The sequence below is a fragment of the Streptomyces sp. NPDC052043 genome (assembly GCF_044548235.1).
Classification (GTDB): domain Bacteria; phylum Actinomycetota; class Actinomycetes; order Streptomycetales; family Streptomycetaceae; genus Streptomyces.
Genome location: NZ_JBIUBT010000018.1, coordinates 89,396 through 101,791 on the forward strand (window position 1 = coordinate 89,396; position 12,396 = coordinate 101,791).

Here is a 12,396-nt window from a genome sequence, read left to right on the forward strand (position 1 = left end):
TCTGTCACACCCGTGTTGTCAGGCAGCATCACTTGGGGGGCGTCATGCTGACCACTGTGCTGGAAACCGGTCACCTGCCGCCCGCCGACCGGGCTGCGGCCTGGGTGGAGATCACGCATCAGGCCCTGTTGAGCACCCGCTTAAGGTTCCTTGGGTCGGACCAGCTCGAAGCCCGGATCCAGGCCATGACCCTTGGACCGGTCCAGCTTTCGGTGATGTCCTACACGCCGCTGTCATCCCAGCGCACACCGCGGCTCATCCGGCAGTGTGATCCCGAGACGTACCAGCTCGCGCTGACCCTCGCGGGACGGCAGAGCATTGAACAGGCCCGGACCTACACCTCGCTTGGTTCCGGCGATCTGCTCCTGTACGACAGCTCGCGGCCGTTCACCGCCACCGTGGGCCCGACCCCCCCGGGAGCCCAGGCGATGCTGTTGCAGTTCCCACGGCGCCTCCTGCCACTGCCGGAGAAGGCCGTAACGCCGCTGTGCGGAACGGCGCTACCCGGACAAGCAGGCGTCGGGCTGCTCCTGCGTCAGTTTCTGACCGGCCTCGCGGACACACACGCTGACCTCACTTCCGCTGACAGCGCCCGGCTGGGCACCACCGCACTCGATCTCACGGCGGCCCTGCTCGCCCACCACACCGACCGGCAAACCCTGCTTCCGACCGGGTCACGGCAGCGTGCACTGTTCGAGCAGATCAACGCCTACATCACCACCCATTTACACGACGGCCTCACACCGAGCGGCATAGCTACGGCGCACCACATCTCCACGCGCTATCTGCACCGCATCTTCCAACAGCACGGGATCACGGTCAGCGACTTCCTCCGGCAGCAGCGCCTCGCCCGCTGCCGACGGGACCTGGTGGACCCTTCCCAGTGCCACGTCCCAATCGCCGCCATCGGAATGCGCTGGGGATACCCGAGGCCATCCGACTTCACCCGCGCCTTCCGCGCCGCCATCGGCATGACGCCCACCGAGTACCGCGCCGCCAACCAGGACACGGACCAGGCATCACGGCGGCCACGCCGAGGGCGAGGGCAGCATGACTGAACTCAGCTAAGGGCTTGTAAATAATCAACTCGCCGATTTGATCTTCGTGGTGGGGATGGCCCTGTTGGTCTCTGCGTAGACGTGGAGGCCCGCCAGTGCACCTCCCCTCCTACTGTGGCGACCGTGACCGGAGGGATAGTTGGGGGTCATGGCATCCAGGAAGCGCATCTACGACGCCGAGTTCCGTGAGGGGGCGGTACGGATCGTGACGGAGACCGGGAAGCCGATTCCGGAGGTGGCCGAGGATCTGGGCATCCATCCCGGGACGCTGCACAGCTGGGTCTCTCGGGCTCGGCGCAACGGGTCGCCGTCGTCGGACCGGCCGCTGGCCGAGCCGTCTGCTGGCCGGTTGCGGGAGAGTGAGCGGGCGGAGCTGGCCGGCTGCGGGCCGAGGCGCGGGAGAAGGACAAGCGCATCCGCGAGCTGGAGATGGAGCGTGATGTGTGCAAGCGATAGCCCGTGGCGGATGGTCGGGGCTTCCTGCGGCACCCCCGACTCGGGGTACAACCCTGTCTTGGCTCCGGCCCAGGGGCTTCCGCGCACAGCATCCGTGCCGCCCAGGCCGACCTGATCGACGCCCTGCCCGGCGTGCACCTCCCGGACGTTGCCGAGCTGCGCGCCCGGGGCGTGCTCGGAGCCTCCACGGCGACGCTGCCCACACTGCGACGGACTCTCGGAGCCGGCGGCCGCGCCGACGAGGAGCCCCCCCGCCTGAGTTGGCTTACCGGCTGGCTTCGGTGTGCTCGCGAATCGCGTGGGCCACATCGAGCAGGGCGTAAGCAACAGCGGCCAGCCCCTCCCCGATGGCGTCGGTCTGCTTCTCCTCACCCTCCCGGCCAGCCGCTGTGTCCGCCTGCTCTCCGCGTAATCGCCCCACACGCTCTTCTCTGGCATCACTACACCTCCCCGTGCCACCGGTCCGTCCGGCGGCCCTTGCACCCTCCCCTCCGGCGGGACGAGCGAGCCGCCGAATCCGGGCCAGACCATCCGGCACAGCCGTTTCACTGTCACAGTTACGGGCGGCCAGCTCGACGGGTTCGGCTTGGAGGACCAGGAGCAGATCGTGCGTCGCTGGACGCGCGAGCACGGCCACAAGCTCTGGCCTGGCCGAACTTGGCGGGCCAGCGGCGGATGGTCTCGTAAGAGACGATGACGCCACGCTGGAGCATCGACTCCTCGACCTCGCGGAAGCTGAGCGGGAAGCGGAAGTACAGCCTCACACAGTGGGAGATGACCTCGACCGGGTACCGGTGCCCCCTGTACGACGGGGGCGTACTCCCCACGGACGCCCCCCTCGCAGCGTGATCAACCCGAATCATTGGGTGGAGATCTTGTGGACGGTGGTGTCGTCGGGGTTCAGCCGTCGCCCGTTCGCAGACAGCACTTCCAGCGGGCGGAGGGGTTGTCCCTGTCGGCGGTCGACCAACTGTGAGTGGGGTTCGCCGGGGGCGAAGAAGTTCTGCTCGCCCCATTGCCGCAGTGCCACGATGACGGGGAAGAGCGCCTTGCCCTTCGGAGTCAGTACGTACTCGCGGTAGGCGCTGCCGTCCGAGGCGGGGACGGATTCGAGGACACCGCTGGCGACCAGGGTGCGCAGACGCGCGGTGAGGATGTTCTTCGCTACGCCGAGGCTGCGCTGGAACTCCCCGAAGCGTCGGCTTCCGTCGAAGGCGTCCCGCACGATCAGCAGGGACCACCAGTCGCCGATCGCGTCCACCGACCGGGCGACGGGACATTCGCTGTCGTCGAAGCGCGTCCTGGTCACCATGGCGTCCCTCTCTCACAACGGTTGCAACATGCTACCAAAATAGTTACCGTCGCCAATGGTAGCAAGATGAAACCAGATTTGCGGAGGGGTGCTCATGCCCGGCAACGGTGAGGCTGTGACACGACGGACCGAGGCCCGCACCGGGGAGGGTTCCGCGTTCGTCCTGTCCCGTGGCGTCGTCATCCTGTTCGCCGTCGCCTGCGGGGCCGCAGTGGCCAACGTCTACTTCTCCCAGCCGCTCCTGGTGACCATGGGCCACGACCTCGCCATGAGCCCGGCGCTGGTCGGCAGCGTGGTCACCTTCACGCAGGTCGGATACGGGCTGGGACTTTTCTTCCTCGTGCCGCTGGGCGACGTGGCCGACCGCAGACGGCTCATCGTGGCCCAGTTGCTGCTCCTGGTGGTGGCGCTGGCCGTGGTAGCCGCCGCCCACACGACAGCGATCCTGCTCGCGGGCATGGCCGCCGTGGGGCTCCTCGCGGTCGTCACGCAGACGCTGGTGGCCTTCGCGGCATCACTGGCCCCTCCCTCCGAGCGCGGTCGGGTCGTCGGTCTGGTCACCAGCGGCGTGGTCATCGGAATCCTGCTCGCCCGCACCGCATCCGGCCTCCTGGCCGATCTCGCGGGCTGGCGCTCGGTCTACCTCGCCTCGGCGTCGCTCACCGCTCTGCTCGCCCTGGTCCTGTACCAAGTGCTCCCGCGCCACAGTGACGCTGAGCCGACAACCCTGCGCTACGGACAGCTCCTGCGCTCCACGATCACCCTGTTCGCACGGGAACGACTGCTGCGGCTCCGGGCCCTGTTCGGTCTCCTGATCTTCGCCGCCTTCAGCACCCTGTGGAGCAGCGTCGCGCTGCCGCTCAGCGAGGCCCCGTATTTCCTGTCCCACAGCGCGATCGGGGCGCTGGGGCTGATCGGTGTCGCTGGCGCCCTGGCCGCGACCGTGGCGGGCCGCCTGAACGACCGCGGACTCTCCCGACGGACCACCGGCATTGCCCTGGCGCTGCTCGCCGCCTCGTGGGTGCCCTTGGCCTTCACCCGCAGCTCGCTCTGGGCCCTGGTCGGCGGGGTGATCCTTCTCGACCTCGCTGTGCAGGCGGTCCATGTCACCAACCAGACCCTGATCTACGCGCTGCACCCGGACGCGGGCAGCCGATTGATCGGCGGGTACATGGTCTTCTACTCGATCGGCAGTGGCACCGGCGCCATCGCCGCGACCTCCCTCTACACGGTGGCCGGCTGGGGCGCCGTATGCGCACTGGGTTCCGCGTTCAGCTGCCTCGGGTTCGCGCTGTGGGCCTTCACTCGACACAGCACCCCGGACCCCGCCGCCAAGGTCGCCTCTCGCAGTGAAGACCGACACCCCACCATGTGAGCGATGCTGCAAGCTCCCTTGACGGACTGTCTCGGACCGGGCGCTGAACGAGCAGGCAGCCCCAGGTCATCGACGGTCCGCCGCTCGCTGAACTTGGCTGTGGAGGATATTTCGTGACGGTGGAGGCTGATCACCAGATCAGATCTTGTGGCGGTGGGGCCTGTCACACCCTTTGGCTAGGGTGATCAATCGCTCGAAACATACGAGGGCACAGCGCGTGCAGGGGGAGGATGAGCGTCGTGCGTGGCGGCATTCAGTGGCTTGTAGAGCAAGATGACTGGCAACACAGCGTGGTTTTTGCACGGGGCATTACGCCCGAGGAGCTAGGCCTGCGTATGGGGGGCGTGCCTGGTTCCGTTGTTTCGCCGATGACGGACGCTGAGGCATGGAACATGGTTCTCGACCTGGCGACGGCCGACGATGATGTCGTGCGTGTCGGTGCGCACGGTGGGTGGTCCTTCGCCGTTGAATACGGCCTGGGGGACGGTGCGCAACGACTGGTCGATATTTCCCGGAACGGGGTGGAGGTGGTTCACCTCGACCCTTCCGTGGACCATCCGCCAGCGATGTTCTCCTATGCAAGAGACGGCGTGGACGTCTGCAGCTTTGGGATCGGGGAGGAGTGCTGGCGGTGGGGCGTCCAGCGAGACTTCCTGCTAGCTGAGCTGGTCGCGGCTGGCGTGCTGTACTCCGACGGCCAGTACGCACGGCCGGAAGACGAGTCCTACCGGGACCGGGACCGGCACACCCTGGCGATCATAGAGACCCGGTTCGATCTTTCCCTTCCCCGTGATGTATGGGAGAGCGAGCGCCTGCCAGCCTTCGTCATCGCCTGACTGACAGCCACCCTTCAACGCTTGGTCATGGCGGTTGAGTGAGGACGAAGGTGCGCAGGAGGCCGAAGGACGCTCGTCCGTAGGACCGGCGTTTGATGAGCTTGATGCGTGTGACCTGGCCTTCGACGGCGCCGGAGCTCCAGGGAAGTGTGAGGCCGTTGACGACTGCGTCCCAGTCGTTCTGGAGGAAGGCGGCGAAGCCCTGGACTGGCTGTGGTCCTTGGTCGAGGGCGCGGGTCATCCAGTGGGTGAGGTCGTGGTCTCGGCGTTCGCGGGTGATGGCGCTGAATTCGTGGGCGAGGTCGCGGGCGGTGGCCAGGTCGGGGCAGCCGGTCAGGATGCGGTCGAGCTGGGCGCGCTGGCTGTCGGTCAGGGTGTCGGGGTGGCGCATGATCCAGGTGGTGATTCGGCGTGGGCTGGGGATCGGCCGTGCGGGTTCGGAGACGGCGGTGCCGGCGCGGAGGGTCGCGATGTACTTGGTGACCACGACGCGGCTTCCGCGGTAGCCGCGCTCTCGGATCTCGCGGAAGAGGGCTGCGGCGTTGGTTGCGCCGCCGCGGAAGCGGTGTTGCAGGTAGGGCTTGAAGCGGTTGATGTGGCCGTTGGGGCGGCGTTCGCGGGCCGAGGCGAGGATCTGGTCGAGGTCGGTGGTGAGGTAGTGGCGGACGGTCTTACGGTCCCGCCCCAGGCGGTTGGCGATTCGGCTGATGGTCCAGCCACGTTCGCGCAGTTGGTGGATGTCGGTGTGCCACTGGCGGACGCGGGCCAGAAGCTGGCCGTCTGGCGGATCGCTCGGCTCCGGCGGCCCGATCAACGCCGCCAGGGACACGGGGTCCGACGGCTGCAGGGGCTGGTCCGTACCGTTGCTCTCGGCGTCTTTGCGCAGGCAGGCGCGGTGCTGGTGGGCGGTTCGTTCGACTGCGCGGGCGAGTGAGTGGAGCAAGTGCCACCTGTCTGCGACCTGGATCGCGTCGGGTGCCGCGCGGGCGGCGGCCTGGCTGAAGGCGCTGGACCGGTCCCGGCAGATGACCTCGATCTCGGGGGTGGTCGGCGAGCCAGGAGGCGACGGTGTCCGCGGTGCGGTCGGGCAGGAGGTCGATGGGCCGGCGTGTTTCGACGTCGATGAGGATGGTGCCGTAGGTGGCGCCCTTGCGGAACGCGAACTCGTCGATCCCCAGCACCTTGACCTGGGCAGACGCTGGGTCTGGGAGTCGCCGGAGTTCCCCAAGGATCACGTCCCGGCTCGTCCGCACAGGCAGGTAGCCGGCGAGCCGGGCACCGGCCCGGCCGCCGACAGCCAGCCCGATCGCCTGCACCATCCGGGCCAGGGCCATCGTCCGGCGCCGGTACCGCGCGGTCAGGCTCGGCACCTGTTCCGCCATCGTCCGGCGGGAGCACAGGCCGTTGTCGCAGAAGAACCGGCGGACCCGGAGCCGCAGCAGCACCCGCCGACCGCCCAGCGGGCGGTCGGCCAGGCGCCGCGTATACGTGCTGTGCACCCGTAAGGCGGTCACACCGCACGAGGGACATGCCACCGTCGGCTGCCGAGCATGCAGATCAATCCGTACAGCATCCCCAACAACGCCCACCGCGTCGATGACCAGCCCCTCAACGTCAGGCCATACCAGATCCCAGAACGGTTCGTCCCCCACGAACACCATGCTGATGAACGGACATTGCCGGGCATGGCGGATGTTTGGAACTGGCCTTCACGAAATATCCGCCACAGCCCTGAACTTCCCCAGTCCGTTGAGAGAGGGACCGAGTGGGTACCGAAGGGGCGGCCCCGCACGAGGGACAGGACCTTTTCCAGGTCGGGCAGGCCGCCGGCGGCCTGGGGGAGGGCGCGCACGGCGAGGTGGAGGAACCGGGTCCAGTCGCAGCACACCCCGGGCGCAAGCCGGTAGGGGTCGTCGCCGGAACTGCGGCGCGGCACATAGGGGTGGCCGTCAGGATCGTTGCCCAGCGAGCGACGCAAGCCCTGAGAGCGGGCATTGAGCGTACTCACCGACCACGGGCTGACAGGATCCATGTCAGCACACAGGCGTCCGCGCCGCGCCCGGGTCGGAAATAGAGCAAGGCGGCCAGCTGCGCGATCCGCGGGCCGTGCCCGGTGCTGTCCACGCCGGTGACCTCAACCGGTCCCAGAACGCGGATCTCCGGGGGCGTGCAGGTCGTATGCCTCGCCTTCCTCAGCCGGCGCCGCGCCGTCCTCTCTGGAGGCGGCGGCCTTGCCAAAGTCCCGTCCTTGGCCGTCGGCGCGGGACGACCTGACCACGGTCACGATGCGACAACACCGCCCTGAACCAGGCCGACATCCCTGCCGATAACCCCTCCGACAACTGCCCGCACGCGAACGCGGCCTGGGTGGCGTATTCGCAGGTCACCGCGCTGGTCCGGCCGTGGTCGGAAGCCCGACATCCCCCTATGCACCTCTTGCAGCCGACCCCAGAACAGAAAAAAGGGAAGTGGGGCGGGCTGTGGCTGGCGGTCGGCGCGGCGGGGGATCGGGCGCCCTCGAGGGTGTCGTTGCGCGTCGGCGGGGCCTCCGCGCTCCGTGCCGGGCGAGCCCGGCACGCCAGAGGAAGCAGGCGGGCGGGCAGGGCGGCGCAGCGGCCAGCACAAGCACGGCAGCAGCGGCAGCAGACCTGTCAATATGCCGCGCTGGAGGACTCCTCACCCTGCTCGGCTTCGTACCGCTCGCGGGCCTCGTTCACGACGAGCTGCCAGGTGCGGGGGACACCGTTGTGTTCGCGGGCCGGCTGCGCGGCCAGCCCGCGGCTGTGCTCGCCCTATTGCGCGCGGTCTGCTCCGCAGACGCGACACGCCGCCGCTACGCGGCGGAATAGCACCCGCGCAGCTCCGCCGCAGGGGAGGAATCATTTCCTCGCTCACGGCATCCTGCGTGGGGAACCGACGAGGGGTCGGTGCTCACGGCAGGGACGGCCGTAGAGGGCGTGATCCGGTTACCCGCTCGTCCGTCGGTATCAGGGGCCCGCGTTGCCTACGACCTTGGCCAACTCGCCAGCCGACTCAGAGGTCAGGCGGTAGAACCCCTGGAGGCTGATCGAGCGCTCGAGACGGCCGTCCGACAGGTACTTCAGACTGCGGGTCTTGCCCCGGCGGTTACGCCAGGTAAGCCTGGTCAGAAGATCGCTGGGGATCGGCATGTCGAAGCGTACGGGCGTCGAGTCCACGTGCACCGCTGCGGCGCCGCAGCCGCCGGCACCGAGCATCGACCAGTCGCCGTGCCCAGGAAACGCCGCGTCCTGCCACGTCGCGGGGGCGGCGCCGCAGCAGTCGCGCCGCTCCATGTCGATCACCCGCATTCGGCTTACCACGTACACGACGCACTGTTTGACGTGCAGCGCGTACACCTCGTCCCCAGCGCGGGCACCCGACCAGGCGGGCAGGGAGGAGTGCACGCCGCTGAAGGCGACCGGCGGCCGCTCACCCACGCGATCCGCCTTGCGTAGGGCACGGCACGTGTCATGGGTCCACAAGACGGTGAAGGCGTCAGACATGCCGTGATCTTATGAACGAGGACTGACAGGGACGGGATGAGCTTGCCGGCAGCCGGAACACCCCCACGTCGGCGGGGAGGACTCGACGTACACCAGCGGGGCCTACAAGAAGTACGGAACACCCCCACGTCGGGTAGGGGAGTGTGGCGACAGCCCGTCGTAAGTTCTCGTCGTGGGTGGGCGAGTACGGCAGTATGTCCGGCGCCCGCATCACACTCACTGATGAGGAGTTGGGCCAGACGATGATGGCCTGGCCGGACCAGGCGTGACCGTGTGCCCTGCTGGGCGCTGGCCGGAGAGCATGGTGCCGGCCGGACGGTACGCCCGTCACCTGGCCGGCCCCGACCATGGTGGCGGCGTGGGCCGCGGCCCCGTCCAAACCTGGCCGGGCAGGCATGGCCGGACACGGGTGAGGGCCCGGAGCCGGGAGGAAGTTGGTTTGGGCCCTCACCGTGTTCGCGTATCCGCGAGAGGCGGATCTTCGTGCACGCGATGGCCTGCTTAACGAGTCTTCTGACTGTCGGATACGGGCGGCCGGCTCTGTGGGGTGGGCCAGTGCATCACGGCGGCGTTCGAGCTGTCCGACGGTCCAGCCGTGGACATGGCCGGTCACCAGGAGGGGTGAAGCAGCCCGTCATGACGTGGCCAGGAAATTCAGTCTCCAGGTGTCCAACATCAAGGGGAAGCTTCAGAGGGCGATGAGTCGTTTCCTGGCCGGAGAAACTTGATGTTTTGCGGCGGAGGTCATGGGCGTCCTGGAGGAAGCTGCCGCAGAGGAGGAACAGGCCCGGCAAAAGGGGGCGGCGAGAGGGGGCAGAACGGGCAGGCCGACGGAAATGACCTCGAGCGAGAAGAGCGGCGACGCGTCCGGCGACGGCGCATGCTAAAGGTCGAACTCCAAGTGCTCAATATCCGTGAAGCGGACCTCCTCCAACTGGCCGGCGCGGCGGCCGCCGTCCTGGAAGTACACCTCCTTGAGCCCTTCGGCGGCGATCTCTCGCAGATACTGCTCGGTGGCGCCCTGCTCCTGGGCCTCGAAGAGACGGGCGGCGTACTGCGGCGGCAACGCCACGGTCAGGTGCCGGATCCGATCCTCGTCCGTCGACCCGATCGGCGCGGTGTAGCCGATGCGGGCCCGGGTGTCGACGACGATCCCGCCGGTCGTCGCCGCCCTCTGTCGGGCCTTGGCCCTGATCTGCGGCTGCCATCGCTTCTTCACCTCGTGCTCCAGGCGCGCGGCGAGTTCCGGGCGGGGCTTCTTGATCTGGTCTTTCACGTACCGCTCGACGGTGCGCTGGGAAATCCGCAGCATCTGGGCGACGGCCTTGGTGCTCTTGAGTTGCTTGACCAGGTAGCGCATCTGCGCGGGCGCGCTCTTGGGTGCCGGGCGGGTGAACGCCTTCTGCACCGCGGCGTCCAGGCCGTCCCCGAACAGGCTCATCGCCTTCTCCTACTCTCCGTTGTCGACGTCGGTGACGGTGCCGTCCTTGATGTACCGGGCGAGGTTGAGTTCCGGTGCGTTGAACCGCTCGCGGACCTCTTCGCCCCACAGGACGGACTGGGTGCCCTCGTGCTTGACCAGGCCGGGGTTGATGCCGAGCTTGAAGCCGCCGGGCAGCGGCTTGCCGTCCCGGTACGGCAGGAAGTCCAGCGGCGACTCGCCGCTGGCCGCGTAGACGACGCAGTCGGACAGGACCGCGACCGGGTACTGACCGGTGAACGCCGCATGCTTGACGATCTTGCGGTGCAGGTTGATCCGGGTACGGGAGATGACCGCCGCACGGATGTCCGGCCGCCACGTCGGACGGGACAGCGCCCGCCACGGCTCGCCCGGCCGCCACCCCTCCCCACGCGGGCGCTCGCGCAGCTTCCCCAGGCCGCCCTTCACCGTCGCCTTGACCGCCGCGACGACGATCGCCAGTTCCGGGTCACGGCCCTTGTAGCCGTCCATCGCCGCCAGGAAGTCCTCCGGCGACAGGTCCGCGTCGACGCCGAGGTCGGCCATCGTGGCGAGGTAGGCGTCCCGCAGCCGGTTGTACCAGCCGTCCAGGTAGCGGCCGTTCTCCCGCCGCACCCAAGCCTCCACCGGCCGCACCTCGTAGCCGAGCTCCACCGCGTACGCGACGGTGGGCGTCGCGTACCAGGCCGGCCCCTCGGGACGGTCGCCCTTCGGCGTGAACGGGGAGGGCAGCAGGCTGCCGTCCAGCTCAACCCACTCCTTGCCGACCTTCACCTTCGACAGGTCGACGTGGGACAGGTCCACCAGCCACGAGCCGGGCAGCTTCGGGTCGAAGACTGGGTTCGTGACGTGCGTCGGCGAGCCGAGGCCGACGACCAGGCCGTTCGCGCCGGCGGCGAAGGCCATGTTCACGTCGATGCCGACCAGGTGCCGCAGGGTGCACTCGGCATCCGTCATCGGCCGCGCCCAGTCGTACGCCTCCTCGAACAGCTTCTCCGCCGGGCCGCGCACGTGGAACCGCGGCAGGTCCGCCAGGAGCGGGTGCCCGTCGGGTGCCTCGCAGGGCGCGCAGTCCACCGGGTCCTTCCCGAGCGAGCCGGGGTTGTGCTCGGAGTGCCGCTTGCCGTCGGCGTCGGGCTCGGAGGCCCGGGTCGCCGGGTGCAGCGCGGTCATCAGCTCCAGGCCGGTCACGGCGGTCGATCCGCGCGGCGTCATCACCCGCGACGCGTACACACCCAGGAGCCGGGCGAGTTCGGCTGGCGGGAGCTGCCCGGCCTCGCCCCAGTGCCGGGTGTCCAGCGCGTTCCACGACGGGATGCAGAACTGCACGCAGGCCCGCTCCGAGCCTTGCGCGGGGCGGTAGATACGCGCCCACGGCCCGAACCCGCGCTTCGTCAGCTTCCACTCCGTGCGGGCCAGCTGCTTGATGATCTTGTGGCCCTCCGGCAGGCGTCCGGCGAGCCGCTCTTCCTCGGTAAGGGCGACCGGGAGGCCGTAGCGCTCCAGCGCGGCCTCGGTGAGCACAAGCAGCGGGTCGGCGTCCTTACCCGGCCCGGACAGCTTCGGCGCCCCGAGCTTCCCCTCCTTGAGCGTCCAGTCCACCAGGGACGGGATCGACTTGGCGGGCACGTCCAGGACCAGGCCGCCGGTGCAGTACGCCAGCACCTTGCCGTCGGCGTCGACGTCCAGGACCGCCAGCGGGCCGTTCTCGAACCGCGGGTCGGTGGCGCCCGCCAGAGTGCCGGCCGGAGCTGCCTTCCGCGCGCCGGGACGGCGCGACGTCGACGACGGCCTGGTGGTGGGCGCTGGGCGGGGCGTGGCGGCCGGAGCGGCGGCGACGGGAGTAGGGGCAGGCGTCTGAGTGTTCTCGGGTGCAGTCATGGCCGTAGCCTTGGGGGCCTGGGGTGCGGACAGAGTCTGCGCTTCCGTCGGGTTGGGCGCGCCGGTGAACGTGGCGGGCGCCGGGGCGGCCAGCTCCTGCGGCGTGGGGTAGAGCTCCGCGAGCTGCCGCAGCAGCCGCGCGTATGCCTCACGCTCCGGGCCGCGCGGCTCGGTCGGCTTCTTGGTCGACTCCCAGCCCGACACCGTCGCCCGGCGGACCTTCAGCGCGGCGGCGACTTCGTCCAGCGTCAGGCCGTGCGCGACCCGCAGCCGCTTGCGCTCCTCCGCCGGCGGCAGCGGAGAGCGGGACGCGACCAGCGCGTCGACCGCGTCAAACAACTCGGACATGGAACACCTCCGGTCCCACATTCTACCCCATAAACCGTACCGTTCGCGTACTTTGGCCGTACGGATCGCGTACGAATCTGCTTGCAGCATAGACGCGTTCGGCGGCGGGCCCGCCCCATGGAGTTCACGGCTGTCGTGACGAGGTCG

At 69.0% G+C, this 12,396-nt stretch carries 9 protein-coding genes and 2 pseudogenes; 4 read left to right on the forward strand and 7 right to left on the reverse strand.

Annotated elements, in window-relative coordinates; all coding sequences use genetic code 11:
* The first annotated feature begins 44 nt into the window (after positions 1–44).
* Together ACIHCX_RS33910 and ACIHCX_RS33915 are read left to right on the forward strand one after the other, a co-directional pair.
* Positions 45–1,058: a helix-turn-helix domain-containing protein gene (locus ACIHCX_RS33910; protein WP_400036435.1), complete on the forward strand. Its 1,014-nt coding sequence runs from the start codon at positions 45–47 to the stop codon at positions 1,056–1,058.
* A 148-nt stretch (positions 1,059–1,206) separates the two neighbouring features.
* Complete coding sequence (locus tag ACIHCX_RS33915; RefSeq protein ID WP_400036437.1) at positions 1,207–1,629, forward strand: transposase; 423 nt, start codon at positions 1,207–1,209, stop codon at positions 1,627–1,629.
* A gap of 523 nt (positions 1,630–2,152) precedes the next feature.
* On the opposite strand, the pseudogene ACIHCX_RS33920 reads toward ACIHCX_RS33915, so the two are convergent.
* Both ACIHCX_RS33920 and ACIHCX_RS33925 read right to left on the reverse strand, forming a co-directional pair.
* Positions 2,153–2,341 (reverse strand): annotated as a pseudogene (locus ACIHCX_RS33920) (IS6 family transposase); the annotation flags it as partial.
* 32 nt (positions 2,342–2,373) lie between these two features.
* On the reverse strand, positions 2,374–2,826 hold the full coding sequence (locus ACIHCX_RS33925) for a winged helix-turn-helix transcriptional regulator (RefSeq protein ID WP_400036439.1): 453 nt from the start codon (positions 2,824–2,826) through the stop codon (positions 2,374–2,376).
* A gap of 94 nt (positions 2,827–2,920) precedes the next feature.
* On the opposite strand from ACIHCX_RS33925, the gene ACIHCX_RS33930 reads away from it, so the two are divergent.
* Positions 2,921–4,201: an MFS transporter gene (locus ACIHCX_RS33930; protein ID WP_400036441.1), complete on the forward strand. Its 1,281-nt coding sequence runs from the start codon at positions 2,921–2,923 to the stop codon at positions 4,199–4,201.
* Between the two features lie 230 nt (positions 4,202–4,431).
* Entirely contained in the window at positions 4,432–5,037 is a 606-nt protein-coding gene (locus ACIHCX_RS33935; protein WP_400036443.1) for a DUF6461 domain-containing protein, read from the forward strand.
* A gap of 25 nt (positions 5,038–5,062) precedes the next feature.
* On the opposite strand, the gene ACIHCX_RS33940 is transcribed toward ACIHCX_RS33935, so the two are convergent.
* From ACIHCX_RS33940 to tap, 5 genes and pseudogenes are all read right to left on the reverse strand, one after another.
* The gene (locus ACIHCX_RS33940) at positions 5,063–5,428 is read right to left on the reverse strand and encodes a transposase (RefSeq protein WP_400036543.1); all 366 of its coding nucleotides are present in this window, start codon (positions 5,426–5,428) and stop codon (positions 5,063–5,065) included.
* 543 nt (positions 5,429–5,971) lie between these two features.
* Positions 5,972–6,698 (reverse strand): annotated as a pseudogene (locus tag ACIHCX_RS33945) (ISL3 family transposase); the annotation flags it as partial.
* A gap of 1,326 nt (positions 6,699–8,024) precedes the next feature.
* Positions 8,025–8,561, reverse strand: a complete 537-nt coding sequence (locus tag ACIHCX_RS33950) for a hypothetical protein (RefSeq protein ID WP_400036445.1) — start codon at positions 8,559–8,561, stop codon at positions 8,025–8,027.
* 883 nt (positions 8,562–9,444) lie between these two features.
* On the reverse strand, positions 9,445–10,002 hold the full coding sequence (tpg, locus tag ACIHCX_RS33955) for a telomere-protecting terminal protein Tpg (RefSeq protein ID WP_400036447.1): 558 nt from the start codon (positions 10,000–10,002) through the stop codon (positions 9,445–9,447).
* Positions 10,003–10,011: 9 nt separating this feature from the next.
* Entirely contained in the window at positions 10,012–12,249 is a 2,238-nt protein-coding gene (tap, locus tag ACIHCX_RS33960; protein ID WP_400036449.1) for a telomere-associated protein Tap, read from the reverse strand.
* Positions 12,250–12,396 lie beyond the last annotated feature (147 nt).

Bases quoted from the DNA above. Each gene is read 5' to 3' on its own strand.
- ACIHCX_RS33915 (WP_400036437.1), top strand. From the start codon at position 1,207: ATGGCATCCAGGAAGCGCATCTACGACGCCGAGTTCCGTGAGGGGGCG.
- ACIHCX_RS33910 (WP_400036435.1), top strand. From the start codon at position 45: ATGCTGACCACTGTGCTGGAAACCGGTCACCTGCCGCCCGCCGACCGG.
- ACIHCX_RS33940 (WP_400036543.1), bottom strand. From the start codon at position 5,428: ATGCGCCACCCCGACACCCTGACCGACAGCCAGCGCGCCCAGCTCGAC.
- tap (WP_400036449.1), bottom strand. From the start codon at position 12,249: ATGTCCGAGTTGTTTGACGCGGTCGACGCGCTGGTCGCGTCCCGCTCT.
- ACIHCX_RS33935 (WP_400036443.1), top strand. From the start codon at position 4,432: ATGAGCGTCGTGCGTGGCGGCATTCAGTGGCTTGTAGAGCAAGATGAC.
- ACIHCX_RS33925 (WP_400036439.1), bottom strand. From the start codon at position 2,826: ATGGTGACCAGGACGCGCTTCGACGACAGCGAATGTCCCGTCGCCCGG.
- ACIHCX_RS33930 (WP_400036441.1), top strand. From the start codon at position 2,921: ATGCCCGGCAACGGTGAGGCTGTGACACGACGGACCGAGGCCCGCACC.
- ACIHCX_RS33950 (WP_400036445.1), bottom strand. From the start codon at position 8,561: ATGTCTGACGCCTTCACCGTCTTGTGGACCCATGACACGTGCCGTGCC.
- tpg (WP_400036447.1), bottom strand. From the start codon at position 10,002: ATGAGCCTGTTCGGGGACGGCCTGGACGCCGCGGTGCAGAAGGCGTTC.